At 57.6% G+C, this 18112-nt stretch carries 12 protein-coding genes; 10 read left to right on the top strand and 2 right to left on the bottom strand.

The genetic code is table 11. The features are described 5' to 3' along the window. Nucleotides 1-111: 111 nt before the first annotated feature. A complete protein-coding gene (gene araC / locus ACWKX3_RS12705; protein WP_454541901.1) occupies nucleotides 112-957 on the bottom strand; it encodes an arabinose operon transcriptional regulator AraC in 846 nt (281 codons plus the stop codon). 335 nt (nucleotides 958-1292) lie between these two features. Here araC and araB point away from each other — a divergent pair, with 335 nt between their 5' ends. From araB to rluA, 6 genes are all read left to right on the top strand, one after another. Then, entirely contained in the window at nucleotides 1293-3002 is a 1710-nt protein-coding gene (gene araB, locus ACWKX3_RS12710; protein ID WP_282483891.1) for a ribulokinase, read from the top strand. A 9-nt stretch (nucleotides 3003-3011) separates the two neighbouring features. After that, nucleotides 3012-4514 (top strand): L-arabinose isomerase, encoded by a 1503-nt coding sequence (gene araA / locus ACWKX3_RS12715; RefSeq protein ID WP_454541902.1) that lies wholly within the window; start codon nucleotides 3012-3014, stop codon nucleotides 4512-4514. 84 nt (nucleotides 4515-4598) lie between these two features. Continuing rightward, nucleotides 4599-5294, top strand: coding sequence for an L-ribulose-5-phosphate 4-epimerase (gene araD, locus ACWKX3_RS12720; RefSeq protein ID WP_006173897.1), 696 nt, complete (start codon nucleotides 4599-4601; stop codon nucleotides 5292-5294). A gap of 167 nt (nucleotides 5295-5461) precedes the next feature. Then, nucleotides 5462-7819 carry a DNA polymerase II gene (gene polB, locus ACWKX3_RS12725; RefSeq protein WP_454541903.1) on the top strand — a complete coding sequence of 786 codons (2358 nt, stop codon included), beginning with the start codon at nucleotides 5462-5464 and terminating at the stop codon, nucleotides 7817-7819. Between the two features lie 129 nt (nucleotides 7820-7948). Beyond that, a complete protein-coding gene (gene rapA, locus ACWKX3_RS12730; RefSeq protein ID WP_220711059.1) occupies nucleotides 7949-10855 on the top strand; it encodes an RNA polymerase-associated protein RapA in 2907 nt (968 codons plus the stop codon). Nucleotides 10856-10867: 12 nt separating this feature from the next. Continuing rightward, nucleotides 10868-11527, top strand: a complete 660-nt coding sequence (gene rluA / locus ACWKX3_RS12735; protein ID WP_454541904.1) for a bifunctional tRNA pseudouridine(32) synthase/23S rRNA pseudouridine(746) synthase RluA — start codon at nucleotides 10868-10870, stop codon at nucleotides 11525-11527. Between the two features lie 32 nt (nucleotides 11528-11559). Here the strand turns inward: rluA and djlA are convergent, their stop codons facing one another. After that, entirely contained in the window at nucleotides 11560-12375 is an 816-nt protein-coding gene (gene djlA / locus ACWKX3_RS12740; RefSeq protein ID WP_006173902.1) for a co-chaperone DjlA, read from the bottom strand. A gap of 240 nt (nucleotides 12376-12615) precedes the next feature. On the opposite strand from djlA, the gene lptD reads away from it, so the two are divergent. The 4 genes from lptD to rsmA are packed head-to-tail and all read left to right on the top strand — an operon-like array spanning nucleotide 12616 to nucleotide 18111. Next, nucleotides 12616-14967 (top strand): LPS assembly protein LptD, encoded by a 2352-nt coding sequence (gene lptD / locus ACWKX3_RS12745; RefSeq protein WP_202561657.1) that lies wholly within the window; start codon nucleotides 12616-12618, stop codon nucleotides 14965-14967. Between the two features lie 53 nt (nucleotides 14968-15020). Then, complete coding sequence (gene surA, locus ACWKX3_RS12750; protein ID WP_454541905.1) at nucleotides 15021-16307, top strand: peptidylprolyl isomerase SurA; 1287 nt, start codon at nucleotides 15021-15023, stop codon at nucleotides 16305-16307. Then, the gene (gene pdxA, locus ACWKX3_RS12755; protein WP_454541906.1) at nucleotides 16307-17293 is read left to right on the top strand and encodes a 4-hydroxythreonine-4-phosphate dehydrogenase PdxA; all 987 of its coding nucleotides are present in this window, start codon (nucleotides 16307-16309) and stop codon (nucleotides 17291-17293) included. Before surA ends, pdxA begins: the two co-directional genes overlap by 1 nt. Beyond that, a complete protein-coding gene (gene rsmA, locus ACWKX3_RS12760; RefSeq protein ID WP_006173910.1) occupies nucleotides 17290-18111 on the top strand; it encodes a 16S rRNA (adenine(1518)-N(6)/adenine(1519)-N(6))-dimethyltransferase RsmA in 822 nt (273 codons plus the stop codon). Before pdxA ends, rsmA begins: the two co-directional genes overlap by 4 nt. Nucleotide 18112 lies beyond the last annotated feature (1 nt).

Below are 18112 nucleotides of genomic sequence, written 5' to 3' on the forward strand. Positions count from 1 at the left end.
AACGAATCAGCGATTCTGCTTAGCGCCCTGCACCGCGTCAAGGCATCAATTGTCTGAATAGTTTACAGGGTGCTTTCCAGGTTCACCCGCCTGTTTATCTTTTTTTACCGTTTATTCACATCCAGCCCGAAATTCACTGGGGCTGGCACCCGTACACTTTTTAAAGACGCGGGAAAAGTAGAGCTGATCTTCAAAGCCGACGTTGCGCCCGACGGTCGCAATCGGCATCCGGGTGGTGCTCAGCAGCAGCTTCGCCTGGCTGATGCGCTGATCCTCGCGCCAGCTCAGCACGCTGACCCCCAGTTGCTGACGGAAAAGGTGCGACAAGCGTGACGGTGAAAGGCAGACATGCTGGGCGACGCTGGCGATATCAAACTGGCTGTCGGCGAGGTGATCGCTGATGTACTGGCAGGCATCGCGCACGCGGTTATCCAGCGGCGGGTTCAGCGATTCGTTGATCGCCTCCATCCGGCGCAGCAAGACCTGCTCAAGCAGGTTAATCGCCAGCAGCTCGGCGTAGCGCCCGCCGGCCTGCCCCGCCTCAATAATCTGGGCAAACAGCTCGCGGAACTGCGCCTGATGGGCCTCTTCCGGGCGATAAAAACCGGTATGCGCAAAAATGGCGGGCCACGACAGCCACTCCTGCCAGTAGGCGCGCGGGCGGAAATAGACCCACTGGTGATACCACTCTTTGGCATCCGGATGACGCCCGTAGTGGTGGATCTCTCCCGGCGGGAACAGCAGGATGTCGCCGGGCCGGCAGATAAACTGCCGATCGTTATTTTTGATAACCCCTTCACCGCGCACGGTGAGGTTCAAAATGTAGCCTTTCATTCCCAGCGGTCGATCGACGTAAAAATCAAGATACCCGTCGGCTTCAATGGGGGTTAACCCCGCCACCAGATGGGCGTTAAACGAGTATCCCGGCAACAGGGGATCGTTTTGCGTTTCGGCCATAAACTCAGTTCTCCCGGCGGTCCTGAAGGAAACCAATTGTCCATATCGTTAAAAGCAGGATAAAAATGGCCCGCGAAACGATCCTACACGCATCTCGCCGCTTTTACGTCCGCCATGTTTCAGCCTTTTCCCCTGATTTCTCCACGCTGGCGCGCAGATAAGCAGTAACAAAAGTGTCTATAAGTACGGCAGAAATGTCCACATTGATTATTTGCACGGCGTCACACTTTCAAACGTAACAGCAATTTAATCCATAAGATTAGCGGATCCTGCCTGACGATTTTTGCCCCCAGTCTCTAATGTTCTTCCATACCTGTTTTCGATGGAGCAACACCATGGCAATTGCGATTGGCCTCGACTTTGGCAGCGACTCGGTTCGCGCGCTGGCAGTGGACTGCAACACTGGCCAGGAGATAGCAACCAGCGTTGAGTGGTACCCGCGCTGGCAAGAGGGGCGCTACTGCGATGCGCCGAATAACCAGTTCCGTCACCATCCGCGGGATTACATTGAGTCGATGGAAGCGGCGATCAAAACCGTGCTGGCGGAGCTCACCGACGCCCAGCGTGCGGATGTTGTGGGCATTGGCGTGGACAGCACCGGCTCAACGCCAGCCCCCGTGGATGCCGAAGGCCGCGTGCTGGCGCTGCGCCCGGAGTTTGCCGACAACCCGAACGCCATGTTCGTGCTGTGGAAAGACCATACCGCCGTTGAAGAAGCCGAAGCCATTACCCGTTTGTGCCACCAGCCCGGCAAAACCGACTACTCGCGCTTTATTGGCGGCGTTTACTCCAGCGAATGGTTCTGGGCCAAGATCCTGCACGTGACCCGCGCCGACGCGTCGGTGGCGCAGGCGGCGGCGTCCTGGATTGAGCTTTGCGACTGGGTACCCGCCCTGCTTTCCGGCACCACGCGTCCGCAGGATATCCGTCGCGGTCGCTGTAGCGCCGGGCATAAATCTCTGTGGCACGAGAGTTGGGGCGGGCTGCCGCCTGCGGCGTTCTTCGATGAGCTTGATCCGGTTATCAACAAGAGCCTGACCTACCCGCTGTTTACCGACACCTTTACCGCCGATATCCCGGTTGGCACGCTCTGTCAGGAGTGGGCGACGCGCCTTGGGCTGCCGCAAAACGTGGCGATCTCCGGCGGCGCGTTTGACTGCCATATGGGTGCGGTCGGCGCCGGTGCGCAGCCAAACACCCTGGTGAAAGTCATAGGCACCTCAACCTGCGACATCCTGATGGCCGATAAAGCCAGCGTGGGCGACCGCGCGGTGAAAGGCATTTGCGGCCAGGTTGATGGCAGCGTCGTGCCGGACCTTATCGGCCTTGAGGCGGGCCAGTCGGCCTTTGGCGATATCTACGCCTGGTTTGGCCGCGTACTGGGCTGGCCGCTGGATCGGCTGGCAGCCACGCATCCTGAACTGAAAGCGCAGATTTCTGAAAGCAAAAAGCAGCTACTGCCGCAGCTTACGGAAGCCTGGGCGACGAACCCTTCTCTTGATCATCTTCCGGTGGTACTCGACTGGTTTAACGGTCGCCGCACGCCGTTTGCGAATCAGCGCCTGAAAGGGGTGATTACCGATCTCAACCTGGCGACCGACGCGCCCGCGCTGTTTGGCGGCCTGATTGCGGCGACCGCCTTTGGCGCCCGCGCCATTATGGAGTGTTTCACCGAGCAGGGTATCGACGTGGACAACGTGATGGCGCTCGGCGGCATCGCCCGTAAAAACCCGGTGATCATGCAGGCCTGCTGCGACGTTCTGAATCGTCCGCTGCAGATTGTGGCCTCCGATCAGTGCTGCGCGCTTGGCGCGGCGATTTTTGCCGCCGTGGCCGCAGGCGTTCACGCGAATATTCCGGCGGCACAAGCACACATGGCGAGCGCGGTGGAAAGTACGCTCCAGCCGCGTCCTCAGCAGGCGCAGCGCTTCGAACAGCTTTACCAGCGCTACCAGCAGTGGGCGAAAAGCGCCGAACTTCACTATCTCCCTGTCGCCGCCCCGGCTAAAAACGCCGCGGATGCTACGGCAACCCTGACTCATTAAGGACACGATATGACCCTGTTTAATAATTATGAAGTGTGGTTTGTCATTGGCAGCCAGCATCTGTACGGGCCGGAAGCGCTGCAGCAGGTCACGAAACATGCGGAGCACGTCGTCAACGCGCTGAACGCGGAAGCCAAACTGCCGTGCAGGCTGGTGCTGAAACCGCTCGGCACCACGCCGGACGAGATCACCAATATCTGCCGCGACGCGAACTACGATGATAAATGCGCCGGGCTGGTCGTGTGGCTGCACACCTTCTCCCCGGCCAAAATGTGGATCAACGGCCTGTCGATTCTTAACAAACCGCTGATGCAGTTCCACACCCAGTTCAACGCGTCTCTGCCGTGGGACAGCATCGACATGGACTTTATGAACCTGAACCAGACCGCACACGGCGGCCGCGAGTTCGGCTTCATTGGTGCACGTATGCGCCAGCAGCACGCGGTGGTGACTGGCCACTGGCAGGATCAGAATGCGCAAAAACGTATCGGCTCGTGGATGCGCCAGGCGGTGTCGAAACAGGATACCCGCCATCTGAAAGTGGTGCGTTTTGGCGACAACATGCGTGAAGTAGCGGTGACCGACGGCGATAAAGTCGCGGCGCAGATCAAGTTCGGCTTCTCGGTAAACACCTGGGCGGTTGGCGATCTGGTGCAGGTCGTCAATGAGATCACCGACGGTGACGTGAGCGCGCTGGTCGACGAGTACGAAAGCAGCTACCGCCTGACGCCCGCCGCCCAAGTCAACGGTGAAAAACGCCAGAACGTGCTCGATGCCGCGCGCATTGAGCTTGGGATGAAGCGCTTCCTGGAACAGGGCGGCTTCCACGCCTTTACCACCACCTTTGAAGATCTGCACGGCCTGAAACAGCTGCCCGGCCTGGCGGTGCAACGTCTGATGCAGCAGGGCTACGGCTTTGCGGGCGAAGGCGACTGGAAAACTGCCGCTCTGCTTCGCATCATGAAGGTGATGTCAACCGGTCTGCAGGGCGGCACCTCCTTTATGGAGGACTACACCTACCACTTCGATAACGGCAACGACCTGGTGCTCGGCTCGCACATGCTGGAAGTCTGCCCGACGATCGCCGTGGAAGAGAAACCGATCCTCGACGTGCAGTATCTCGGCATTGGTGGCAAAGCGGATCCGGCTCGCCTGATCTTCAACACCCGTACCGGCCCGGCCATCAACGCCAGCCTGATCGACTTGGGCGATCGCTTCCGCCTGCTGGTCAACTGCGTGGATGCGGTCGAAACGCCGCACTCTCTGCCAAAACTGCCGGTGGCTAACGCCCTGTGGAAAGCACAGCCGGATCTGGCGACCGCGTCCGAAGCCTGGATCGTCGCCGGTGGTGCGCACCACACCGTCTTTAGCCACGCGCTGGATCTCAACGATATGCGCCAGTTCGCCGAGCTGCACGACATCGAATTGACGGTGATTGATAACGATACCCGCCTGCCAGCGTTTAAAGACGCGCTGCGCTGGAACGAAGTCTATTACGGTTCAAAACGTTAAGCCCTGTATGCCCGGTGGCGCTGCGTTTACCGCCTGCGGTTCTGTAGGCCCGATAAGCGAAGCGCCATCCGGCAGGAGATAACAATGTTAGAAGATCTCAAACGTCAGGTGCTCGACGCCAACCTGGCGCTGCCCAAACATAACCTGGTGACCCTGACCTGGGGCAACGTCAGCGCCGTCGATCGCGACAAAGGGGTTTTGGTGATCAAACCCTCCGGCGTGGATTACACGCTAATGACCGCCGACGACATGGTGGTCGTCAGCCTCACCACCGGTGAGGTGGTGGAAGGGACGAAAAAGCCCTCCTCCGATACCCCAACCCATCGCCTGCTGTACCAGGCATTCCCGACTATCGGCGGGATTGTGCATACCCACTCACGCCACGCGACCATCTGGGCGCAGGCGGGCCAGTCGATTCCGGCCACCGGCACCACGCACGCGGACTACTTTTACGGTTCGATTCCCTGCACGCGCCTGATGACCGATGCGGAAATTGGCGGTGAGTATGAGTGGGAGACCGGTAACGTCATTGTTGAAACCTTTGAAAAACAGGGTATCGACGCGGCACAGATGCCGGGCGTGCTGGTCCACTCTCACGGTCCGTTCGCATGGGGCAAGAATGCCGAAGATGCCGTACATAACGCGATTGTGCTGGAAGAGGTGGCCTATATGGGCATCTTCTGCCGCCAGCTGGCGCCGCAGTTGCCGGATATGCAGCAAACCCTGCTGGATAAACATTACCTGCGCAAGCACGGCGCGAAGGCGTACTACGGGCAGTAATCCTCACCCTAACCCTCTCCCAAAGGGAGAGGGGATTTTACGCACCCTCTCCCTTTGGGAGAGGGCTGGGGTGAGGGGAAATCACGCGCAATAACTGTATAAAACCCCAGCAAAACACCCTCAACCAGGCTATAATCAAGCCTGGTTTTGTTTTATGGGATAACGCCGTGGCGCAGGCGCAAGAAGGCTTTTTACTGACCCGACACTGGCGGGATACCCCTCAGGGGACAGAAGTGGATTTTTGGCTGGCAACGGACAGCGGTCCGCTGCAGGTCACGCTGCCACCGCAGGAGTCCGTGGCCTTTATCCCTGCAGCCCAGGTTGAGAAAGTTAAACAGCTGCTGCGCGGCGAAAACAACTGGCGTATCACCCCGCTTGAGCTGAAAGATTTTCACCGCCAGCCGGTGTACGGCCTTTACTGCCGCGCACACCGTCAGCTAATGCGCTATGAAAAGCTGCTGCGCGAGGCGGGCGTGACGCTGTATGAAGCCGATATCCGCCCGCCGGAGCGTTTCCTGATGGAGCGGTTTATCACTGCTCCCGTCTGGGTCGATGGCACCCTGCAAAACGGCAGGCTTGTGAACGCCCGCCTGAAGCCCCACCCCGACTTTCGCCCACCGCTCAAATGGGTCTCTTTGGATATCGAAACCACCCGCCACGGTGAGCTTTACTGCATCGGCCTTGAAGGCTGCGGCCAGCGCGTTGTCTATATGCTGGGGCCGCCAAACGGCGATGCGTCCCGGCTCGATTTCCAGCTTGAGTACGTCACCAGCCGCCCACAGCTGCTGGAGAAGCTGAATCAGTGGTTTGCCGAGCACGATCCGGACGTGCTGATCGGCTGGAACGTGGTGCAGTTCGATCTGCGCGTTTTGCAAAAGCACGCCGAGCGCTACCGTATCCCACTGATGCTGGGGCGCGGCAATAGCGAACTGGAGTGGCGCGAGCACGGTTTCAAGAACGGTGTGTTCTTCGCTCAGGCCCCAGGTCGGCTGATTATTGACGGTATCGATGCGCTGAAATCCGCCTTCTGGAGCTTCCCGTCGTTTTCGCTGGAAGCGGTGGCGCAGGCGCTGCTGGGCGAAGGGAAATCCATCGACAACCCGTGGGACAGGATGGATGAAATCGAGCGGCGCTTTAACGAAGATAAACCGGCGCTGGCCACCTATAACCTGAAAGACTGTGAGCTGGTCACCCGCATTTTCCATAAAACGGAGATCATGCCGTTCCTGCTGGAGCGCGCGTCGGTGAACGGCCTGGCCGTCGACCGGCACGGTGGTTCGGTGGCCGCGTTCAGCCACCTCTATTTCCCGCGGATGCACCGGGCAGGCTATGTCGCGCCAAACCTCGGTGACGTGCCGCCGCAGGCCAGCCCCGGCGGCTACGTAATGGATTCCCGTCCGGGTCTTTATGACTCGGTTCTGGTACTAGATTATAAAAGCCTTTATCCGTCGATCATTCGCACCTTCCTGATTGACCCGGTCGGGCTGGTGGAGGGCATGGCGCAGCCGGACGATGCGCACAGCACCGAAGGCTATCTTGGGGCGCGCTTCTCGCGTGAGACGCACTGCCTGCCGGATATCGTCGGTAAAATCTGGCACGGGCGCGACGATGCCAAACGTCATGGTAATAAGCCCCTTTCTCAGGCGCTGAAAATCATCATGAACGCCTTTTACGGCGTGCTGGGCACCAGCGCCTGCCGCTTCTTCGACCCGCGTCTGGCGTCGTCGATTACCATGCGCGGGCACGACATCATGCGCCAGACCAAAGCGCTGATTGAATCCCAGGGCTATGACGTGATCTACGGCGATACCGACTCGACGTTTGTCTGGTTAAAGGGGCCGCATTCGGAAGACGAGGCCGCGCGTATCGGCAAACGACTGGTGGCTCTTGTGAACGACTGGTGGCGTGAAACGTTGCAAAAAGAGCGGTTAACCAGCGCGTTAGAGCTGGAATTAGAGACTCATTTCGCGCGGTTCTTGATGCCCACCATCCGCGGCACCGACCAGGGGAGCAAAAAGCGCTATGCCGGGCTTATCCAGGAGGGCGACACGCAGCGCATGGTCTTTAAAGGGCTGGAGACGGTGCGCACCGACTGGACGCCGCTGGCGCAGCAGTTCCAGCAAACGCTCTATCTGCGGATATTTCGCAATGAGCCGTATCAGGACTATGTGCGCGAGACCATTGCCAGCCTGATGGCCGGCGAACTGGACAGCCAACTGGTCTATCGTAAACGCCTGCGCCGCCCGCTGGCGGAGTATCAGCGTAACGTGCCTCCACACGTGCGCGCCGCCCGCCTTGCGGATGAAGAGAATGTTAAGCGGGGCCGCGCGCCGCAGTATCAAAACCGCGGTTCCATTAAATACGTCTGGACCACCAGCGGCCCGGAACCGGTGGATTACCAGCGATCGCCCCTGGATTATGAGCATTATCTTACGCGTCAGCTTCAGCCGGTTGCCGAGGGAATTATGCCCTTCCTGGACGACGATTTTGCTACACTAGTGACAGGACAACTTGGGCTATTTTGACGCGTGACGAAATCGTTGCCATCCAGTACCATAGCGCCCTTTCCATTCCCGGACCCATTTTTCACTGGCCGTCATTCTGCGACGGCGGTTGAACTATTGCCTGCAATTAAAGATTAGAGCCGAACAAATATGCCTTTTACACTTGGTCAACGCTGGATCAGCGATACAGAAAGCGAACTTGGATTAGGAACCGTAGTAGCGGTTGACGCGCGCATGGTTACCCTCCTTTTCCCGGCCACCGGTGAAAACCGCCTGTACGCTCGCAATGACTCTCCTGTGACCCGCGTGATGTTCAATCCGGGTGACACCGTGACCAGCCACGACGGCTGGCAGCTCAAGGTTGAAGACGTAAAAGAAGAGAATGGACTGCTTGCCTATATTGGTACGCGTCTGGATACGGATGAATCCAATGTCATCCTGCGCGAGGTGCTCCTCGACAGCAAGCTGGTGTTCAGCAAGCCGCAGGACCGCCTGTTCGCCGGGCAAATCGACCGCATGGACCGCTTCTCGCTGCGCTATCGCGCGCGTAAGTTCCAGAGCGAACAGTACCGTATGCCGTGGAGCGGGCTGCGCGGCCAGCGTACCAGCCTGATCCCGCACCAGTTAAACATCGCCCATGACGTGGGCCGTCGCCATGCGCCGCGCGTGCTGCTGGCAGATGAAGTGGGTCTGGGGAAAACCATCGAAGCCGGGATGATCCTGCATCAGCAGCTGCTCTCCGGGGCGGCAGAGCGCGTGCTCATTGTTGTTCCTGAAACTTTGCAGCACCAGTGGCTGGTCGAAATGCTGCGCCGCTTCAACCTGCGCTTCTCGCTGTTTGACGACGAGCGCTACGCTGAAGCGCAGCACGATGCGGATAACCCGTTCGAAACCGAACAGCTGGTGATCTGCTCTCTGGACTTTGTGCGCCGCAGCAAGCAGCGCCTTGAGCATCTGTGCGATGCCGAGTGGGACCTGATGGTCGTTGACGAAGCGCACCACCTGGTCTGGAGCGAAAATGCGCCCAGCCGCGAATATATGGCCATTGAACAGCTCGCCGAGCGCGTGCCAGGCGTCCTGCTGCTGACCGCAACGCCGGAGCAGCTGGGTCTGGAGAGCCACTTCGCCCGCCTGCGTCTGCTCGATCCGAACCGTTTTCACGATTTCGGGCAGTTTGTCGAAGAGCAGCAAAACTACCGTCCGGTGGCGGATGCCGTCGCCCTGCTGCTGGCAGGTAAACGCCTATCCAACGATGAGCTGAACACCCTGAGCGAGCTGATTGGTGAGCAGGACATCGAACCGCTGCTGAAGGCCGCCAACAGCGAGGGCGATAACGCCGAGCCTGCGCGCCAGGAGCTGGTCTCCATGCTGATGGACCGCCACGGCACCAGCCGCGTGCTGTTCCGTAACACCCGTCACGGCGTGAAGGGCTTCCCGAAACGCGAACTGCACACCATCAAGCTGCCGCTGCCAACCCAGTACCAGACGGCCATTAAGGTCTCCGGCATTATGGGCGCGCGTAAAAGCGCCGAAGATCGCGCGCGCGATATGCTCTATCCGGAGCAGATTTACCAGGAATTTGAAGGCGATACCGGAACCTGGTGGAACTTCGATCCGCGCGTTGAGTGGCTGATGGGCTACCTGACCGCGCACCGTTCCCAGAAGGTGCTGGTGATTTGCGCCAAAGCCGCGACGGCGCTTCAACTGGAGCAGGTTCTGCGCGAACGCGAAGGGATTCGTGCCGCCGTGTTCCACGAAGGCATGTCCATCGTCGAGCGCGACCGCGCGGCGGCCTGGTTTGGTGAAGAGGACAGCGGCGCGCAGGTGCTGCTCTGTTCTGAGATCGGTTCTGAAGGCCGAAACTTCCAGTTCGCCAGCAACCTGGTGATGTTCGATCTGCCGTTTAACCCGGATCTGCTGGAACAGCGTATTGGTCGTCTGGATCGTATTGGCCAGGCGCATGATATTCAGATCCACGTGCCTTACCTGGAAAAAACCGCCCAGTCCGTGCTGGTGCGCTGGTTCCACGAAGGTCTGGACGCGTTTGAACATACCTGCCCAACCGGCCGGGCCATTTACGATCGGGTTCATTCCGATCTGATCGGCTATCTGGCGGCGCCGGAAAACACGGACGGGTTTGACGATCTGATCACATCCTGCCGCGAACAGCACGAGGCGCTGAAGGCCCAGCTGGAACAGGGCCGCGACCGCCTGCTGGAGATCCACTCCAACGGCGGCGAAAAGGCCCAGGCGCTTGCAGAAAGCATTGAAGAGCAGGATGACGACACCAGCCTGATCAGCTTCTCAATGAACCTGTTCGATATCGTGGGGATCAACCAGGACGATCGCGGGGAAAACATGATCGTGCTGACGCCGTCCGATCATATGCTGGTTCCGGACTTCCCGGGCCTGCCGGAAGACGGCTGCACCATTACCTTTGAGCGCGACGTGGCGCTGTCCCGCGAAGACGCGCAGTTCATCACCTGGGAACACCCGCTGATCCGCAACGGGCTGGATCTGATCCTCTCAGGCGACACCGGCAGCAGCACCATCTCCCTGCTGAAAAACAAAGCGCTGCCGGTTGGCACTCTGCTGGTCGAGCTGATCTACGTTGTGGAGGCGCAGGCGCCGAAGCAGTTGCAGCTCACTCGCTTCCTGCCGCCAACGCCGGTACGTTTGCTGCTGGACAAAAACGGCACCAACCTGGCAGGACAGGTTGAGTTCGAAAGCTTCAACCGCCAGCTGAGCGCGGTTAACCGCCATACCGGCAGCAAGCTGGTCAACGCGGTACAGCAGGACGTGCACGCCATTCTGCAGCTGGGTGAAGCCCAGGCAGAAAAAGCGGCTCGCGAACTGATTGATGCCGCGCGCAGCGAAGCCGACGAGAAGCTCTCCGCAGAGCTGTCCCGCCTGGAAGCGCTGAAGGCGGTGAACCCGAACATCCGTGACGACGAGCTGGCCGCCATTGAAAGCAACCGCCAGCAGGTGCTGGAAAGCCTGAATCAGGCCGGCTGGCGTCTGGATGCCCTGCGTCTTATCGTTGTGACGCATCAGTAACCGGAGCACAACATGGTGATGGAGCCCTACAATCCGCCGACCGATCCCTGGCTGGTCATTCTGTATCAGGATGAGCATATTATGGTGGTCAACAAGCCGAGCGGCCTGCTGTCCGTACCTGGACGCCTGGACGAGCACAAAGACAGCGTGATGACGCGTATTCAGCGCGACTATCCGCAGGCCGAATCCGTCCATCGTCTGGATATGGCAACCAGCGGCGTGATTGTGGTGGCGCTGAATAAAGACGCCGAGCGCGAACTGAAGCGTCAGTTCCGCGAGCGTGAGCCGAAAAAGCAGTATGTCGCGCGCGTGTGGGGCCACCCGGCGCAGGCGGAAGGGCTGGTAGATTTACCGCTGATCTGCGACTGGCCGAACCGGCCAAAGCAGATGGTCTGCTATGAAACGGGCAAAGCAGCGCAAACCGAGTATGAAGTGCTGGAGTACGCCGCGGATAACACCGCGCGCGTATTGCTTAAGCCGATTACCGGACGCTCGCACCAGTTGCGTGTGCACATGCTCGCCATGGGCCACCCGATTCTGGGTGACCGTTTCTACGCCCCGCCCGACGCGCTGGCGCTGGCGCCGCGTTTGCAGCTTCATGCGCAAACGCTGACCATCACCCATCCGGCATTTGGCAATTCGATGACGTTCAAAGCCCCGGTGGACTTCTGAACAAAAAGGCCCGACATCGTCGGGCCTTTTTATTATTTGAAACCTTTTTGCTCTTTTATCAGCTCGTACGCTTTCTGAATTTCCTGGGCTTTTTGCTTCGCCATTTCCATCATTTCCGGCGGCAGACCTTTCGCCACCAGCTTATCCGGATGATGCTCGCTCATCAGCTTGCGGTAGGCGCGTTTGATGGTCGTTGCATCGTCCGTCGGTTTTACGCCGAGCACGTTACAGGCATCTTCCAGCGTCGGGCCACGCTGCGCCTGCTGCCAGCCTCCGCCAGAAGATTGTTGCTGGTAGCCCCCGCCGAACTGCGCCCCGCCCTGCATCATGCGCAGGAACTGATCGAACTGCATGCGCGAGATCCCCAGCTCCTCGGCAATGACGTATAAAACGTCGCGCTCGTTGGGATGGAGAGACCCGTCTGCGAATGCCGCCTGGATTTGGATCTCCAGAAACATCCGAATTAAATCAAAACGTCCGAAGCAGATGCTGCGGAACTGGCGCATTTTTTCACGCAGCGGATAGTTATCAGCCTTGCCGACACGAAACGCGTTTTGCGCCGCCAGGCGTGACTCACCGTGCAGGTTCATACGATCCATAAATACGCTGGCGATTTGGATATCCGCCTCGGTGACGCGCCCTTTTGATTTGGTTAAATGCCCCATCACCTCAAAGGTGGTGGAGAAAAAGAGCGACTGACGCTCGCGCTGGTTGGCAAACCACGCCATCTTGCGGCTGCGTGCCTTGTCAAACATGTGGCCGATAATAAGGCCGAGAACGATGCCCCAAAATCCGGCACCCATCATAATAGCGAACGCGACGCCGATTATTTTACCCCAATACTGCATATACTCCCCGAATAGTCATGTTCCTGGTTCGACGCAACTCCATCATTACAGTGGTCGAGCCACGGTCAATTGAGGGACATCGCCTATAATTTGCATTATCATACTCGTCATTCGATAGCGAGCCTAACACTCTGGCGCGCAAACGGGCAGGATTAACGCTGGTACTGCGCTGATGAGTAAGATAGTCTCTGAGCGTTTGTACGCCGTAGCCACTGATGACGGAACACTAAAATATAACGTATGAAAAAACGTATCCCCACCCTCCTGGCCACAATGATTGGCTCCGCCCTGTATAGCCATCAGGGGCTGGCAGCCGATCTTGCCTCGCAGTGTATGCTTGGCGTCCCAAGTTATAATCGCCCGCTGGTACAGGGCGATGCAAACAGCTTGCCGGTCACTATTACTGCCGACAGTTCAAAAGGCAATTATCCGGATAATGCCACCTTCACAGGTAATGTGGACATTAACCAGGGCAACAGCCGTTTGCAGGCTGACGAAGTGCAGCTGCACCAGAAGCAACCGGACGGGGCGGCAGAACCGGTACGTACCGTGGATGCGCTGGGTAATGTGCACTACGACGATAACCAGGTCATCCTGAAAGGTCCGAAAGCCTGGTCAAACCTGAATACCAAAGATACTAACGTCTGGGAAGGCGACTACCAGATGGTGGGCCGTCAGGGGCGTGGTAATGCGGATTTGATGAAACAACGTGGTGAAAACCGCTATACCATTCTGGAAAACGGTTCATTCACCTCGTGTCTGCCAGGTTCAAACACCTGGAGCGTGGTGGGCAGCGAAGTTATCCACGACCGTGAAGAACAGGTTGCAGAGATCTGGAACGCGCGTTTTAAACTCGGCCCGGTGCCGGTGTTCTATAGCCCTTATCTGCAGCTCCCGGTGGGCGACAAACGTCGTTCCGGCTTCCTGATCCCGAATGCCAAATACAGCACCTCAAACTACTTTGAGTTCTACCTGCCGTATTACTGGAACATCGCGCCGAACATGGACGCGACGATCACGCCGCACTATATCCACAAACGCGGCAACGTCATGTGGGAGAACGAGTTCCGTTATCTGACACAGGCAGGCGCAGGCCTGATGGAACTGGATTATCTGCCATCCGACAACGTCTTCCAGGATGAGCATCCAACCGAAGGCGACAAACACCGCTGGATGTATTTTTGGCAGCATGCCGGTGTGATGGATCAGGTTTGGCGTTTTAACGTCAATTACACCAAGGTCAGCGATCCTTACTACTTCAACGACTTTGATTCTAAATACGGTTCCAGTACCGACGGTTACGCCACGCAGAAATTCAGCGTCGGTTATGCCTTACAAAACTTCAACGCCACGGTCTCCACCAAGCAGTTCCAGGTCTTTGACACCCAGACGAGAAGCACCTACGGCGCGGAGCCGCAGCTGGATGTTAACTGGTACCAGAACGATGTCGGCCCGTTCGATACCCGTGTCTACGGCCAGGCCGTGCATTTCGTTAATACCAATTCGGATATGCCGGAAGCGACGCGTGTTCACCTTGAGCCAACGATCAACCTGCCAGTTTCAAATAACTGGGCAAGCCTGAACACCGAAGCCAAACTGATGGCCACCCACTATCAGCAAAAAAATGTGGACTGGTACAACAACAATTATGGTACCGACCTTGAAGAGTCAGTGAACCGCGTGCTGCCGCAGTTCAAAATGGACGGTAAGCTCATCTTCGAACGTGATATGGGCCTGCTTGCGGACGGTTATACCCAGACGCTTGAGCCACGTATGCAGTATCTCTACGTGCCCTATCGCGATCAAAGCAAAATCCAGAACTACGACTCTTCGTTCCTGCAGTCTGACTATAACGGCCTGTTCCGCGATCGTACCTATGGCGGCCTCGACCGTATTGCCTCTGCTAACCAGTTAACGACCGGTGTCACAACGCGCGTTTATGATGAATCTGCCGTTGAACGTTTTAACGTTTCTGTGGGTCAAATCTACTACTTCACCGAGTCTCGTACCGGTGATGACGACATTAACTGGGAGAAAGACAACAAAACGGGTTCACTGGTATGGGCAGGTGATACCTACTGGCGCATGACCGATCGCTGGGGCTTACGCGGCGGTTTGCAGTACGATACGCGTCTCAACAACGTTGCAACAAGCAGTGCAGCAATCGAGTACCGTCGTGACGAAGACCGTATGGTGCAGTTTACCTATCGTTATGCCAGCCCGGAATATATTCAGGCAACACTGCCTAACTATGCGAAATCTGTGCAATACAAAGATGGGATTTCGCAGGTGGGCGGTGCAGCGAGTTGGCCTATTGCCGATCGTTGGTCAATTGTCGGAGCGTACTACTTCGACACCAATGCCAATAAAGCTGCAGACCAGATGGTAGGTCTGCAATATAACTCCTGCTGTTATGCGCTGCGTGTCGGTTACGAACGCAAACTTAACGGCTGGGATACCCAAAACGTTCAGAGCAAATACGACAACGTGATTGGCTTTAATATCGAATTGCGCGGCCTGAGTTCCAACTACGGTCTGGGCACGCAGCAGATGCTGCGCTCGAACATTCTGCCGTACCGTAGTTCCTTGTAATGTGCTTGATTTACAACGTAATCCGCTTTGCGGTTAATTGAAATGGAAAAAGTATGAAGAACTGGAAAACGCTGCTGCTCGGTGTCGCCATGGTTGCCAACACCAGCTTCGCTGCTCCCCAGGTTGTCGATAAAGTCGCAGCTGTGGTTAACAACGGCGTCGTGCTTGAAAGTGACGTTGACGGTTTGATGAAATCCGTCAAGCTCAACTCAGGCGAAGCGGGTCAACAGCTACCGGATGACGCCACGCTGCGCCACCAGATCCTGGAACGACTGATCATGGATCAGATCGTTCTGCAGATGGGTCAGAAAATGGGTGTGAAGATCTCCGACGAGCAGCTCGACCAGGCGATCGCCAATATCGCAAAGCAAAACAACATGTCCCCGGACCAGATGCGCAGCCGTCTGGCCTACGATGGCATCAGCTACGCCACCTACCGCAATCAGATCCGCAAAGAGATGCTGATTTCCGAAGTGCGTAACAACGAAGTGCGCCGCCGCGTCACCATCCTGCCTCAGGAAGTGGACGCGCTGGCGAAACAGGTGGGTAATCAGAACGATGCCAGCACCGAGCTGAACCTGAGCCACATCCTCATTCCACTTCCGGAAAACCCAACCTCCGATCAGGCAGCCGAAGCGGAAAGCCAGGCGCGCTCTATCGTTGAACAGGCACGTAACGGCGGCGATTTCGGTAAGCTTGCCATCACCTACTCTGCCGATCAGCAGGCGCTGAAAGGCGGCCAGATGGGCTGGGGACGTATTCAGGAACTGCCTTCCCTCTTTGCCCAGGCCCTGAGCACAGCGAAGAAAGGCGATATCGTCGGTCCTATCCGTTCTGGCGTGGGCTTCCACATTCTGAAGGTCAACGACCTGCGCGGTCAGAGCCAGAATATTTCCGTTACGGAAGTGCATGCTCGCCATATCCTCCTCAAGCCGTCGCCGATCATGACTGACGATCAGGCGCGTGCGAAGCTGGAACAGATTTCAGCAGACATCAAGAGCGGTAAAACCTCGTTTGCCAACGCGGCAAAAGAGTTCTCTCAGGATCCTGGCTCTGCCAATCAGGGCGGCGATCTGGGCTGGGCGGCAGCGGATATCTACGATCCGGCCTTCCGCGATGCGCTGATGAAAATGAGCAAAGGACAGATCAGTGCGCCAGTGCACTCTTCCTTCGGCTGGCACCTGATTGAGCTGCTCGATACCCGCAACGTGGATAAAACCGACGCGGCGCAGAAAGACCGGGCCTATCGCATGCTGTTCAACCGTAAATTCTCTGAAGAAGCGGCAACCTGGATGCAGGAACAACGCGCCAGCGCCTACGTGAAAGTGTTGAGCAACTAATGCAACAGCACCGTGTTGTTATCACTCCCGGCGAGCCCGCCGGGATTGGTCCCGACCTTGTCGTCCAGCTTGCTCAGCGCAGCTGGCCGGTTGAACTGGTCGTCTGCGCAGATGCAACACTCTTACAAGACCGGGCAAAATTGCTCGGTCTGCCTTTACAGCTTCTCCCCTATGATGCCGGCCTGCAGCCCTCCCCCCAGAAGGCGGGGACGCTCACGCTGCTTTCCGTTCCGCTGCGTGCTCCTGTCGTACCGGGTCAGCTCAGCACGGAAAACGGCCACTACGTGGTCGATACGCTGGCACGCGCCTGCGATGGCTGCATTAACGGCGAGTTCGCGGCGCTGATTACGGGGCCGGTGCACAAAGGCGTGATCAACGAGGCGGGAATTCCCTTTACGGGCCATACCGAGTTCTTTGAAGAGCGCTCACACAGCCCGAAAGTGGTGATGATGCTGGCAACCGAAGCGATGCGCGTCGCGCTGGTCACCACGCATCTGCCGATTAAAGCCATTCCTGACGCCATCACCCCGGAACTGCTGCGCGAGATCATCGCTATCCTGCATAACGATCTGCAAACCAAGTTCGGTATCGCGCAGCCGCACGTGCTGGTGTGCGGTCTGAACCCGCACGCCGGTGAAGGCGGGCATATGGGGACCGAAGAGATCGACACCATCATTCCGGTGCTCGAGGAGATGCGGGCGAAAGGGATGAATCTGAGCGGGCCGCTGCCTGCAGACACGCTTTTCCAGCCTAAATATCTTGATAATGCCGATGCCGTGCTCGCGATGTACCACGATCAGGGCCTACCCGTGCTAAAATACCAGGGCTTTGGCCGCGGTGTGAATATCACGCTCGGTTTACCTTTTATTCGAACGTCCGTTGACCATGGTACTGCGCTGGATCTGGCAGGCCAGGGTAAAGCGGATGTCGGCAGTTTTATTACGGCGCTTAATCTCGCCATCAAAATGATTGTTAATACTCAATGACTAATCGAGTCCATCAGGGCCACTTAGCCCGTAAACGCTTCGGGCAAAACTTCCTTAACGATCAGTTCGTGATCGACAGTATTGTGTCTGCCATTAATCCGCAGAAAGGCCAGGCCATGGTCGAAATTGGCCCGGGTCTTGCCGCGCTGACCGAACCCGTAGGCGAACGCTTAGACGAGCTGACCGTTATCGAGCTGGACCGCGATCTGGCCGCGCGCCTGCAAACGCATCCGTTCCTCGGGCCAAAGCTGACGATTTATCAGCAGGATGCCATGACCATGGACTTTGGCGAACTGTCAACGAAAATGGGCCAGCCGCTGCGCGTATTCGGTAACCTGCCGTACAACATCTCCACGCCGCTGATGTTCCACCTGTTTAGCTATACTGATGCCATTGCCGACATGCACTTCATGTTGCAAAAAGAGGTGGTGAATCGTCTGGTTGCGGGGCCGAACAGTAAAGCGTATGGTCGTTTAAGCGTGATGGCACAATATTTCTGCAACGTGATCCCGGTACTCGAAGTGCCGCCGACCGCGTTCACGCCGCCGCCGAAAGTCGATTCTGCGGTTGTGCGCCTTGTGCCGCATAAAACGATGCCGTACCCGGTTAAAGAACTGCGCGTACTGAGCCGCATCACTACGGAAGCCTTTAACCAGCGCCGTAAAACGATTCGTAACAGCCTTGGCAATTTGTTTACCGTTGACGTGCTGGCTGAGTTGGGCATCGACCCGACCATGCGTGCGGAGAACATCTCCGTAGAGCAGTACTGCAAGCTGGCTAATTACATCAGCGACAATGCGCCGCCGAAGGAGAGCTAAG

Source organism: Enterobacter sp. UPMP2052 (assembly GCF_053709675.1).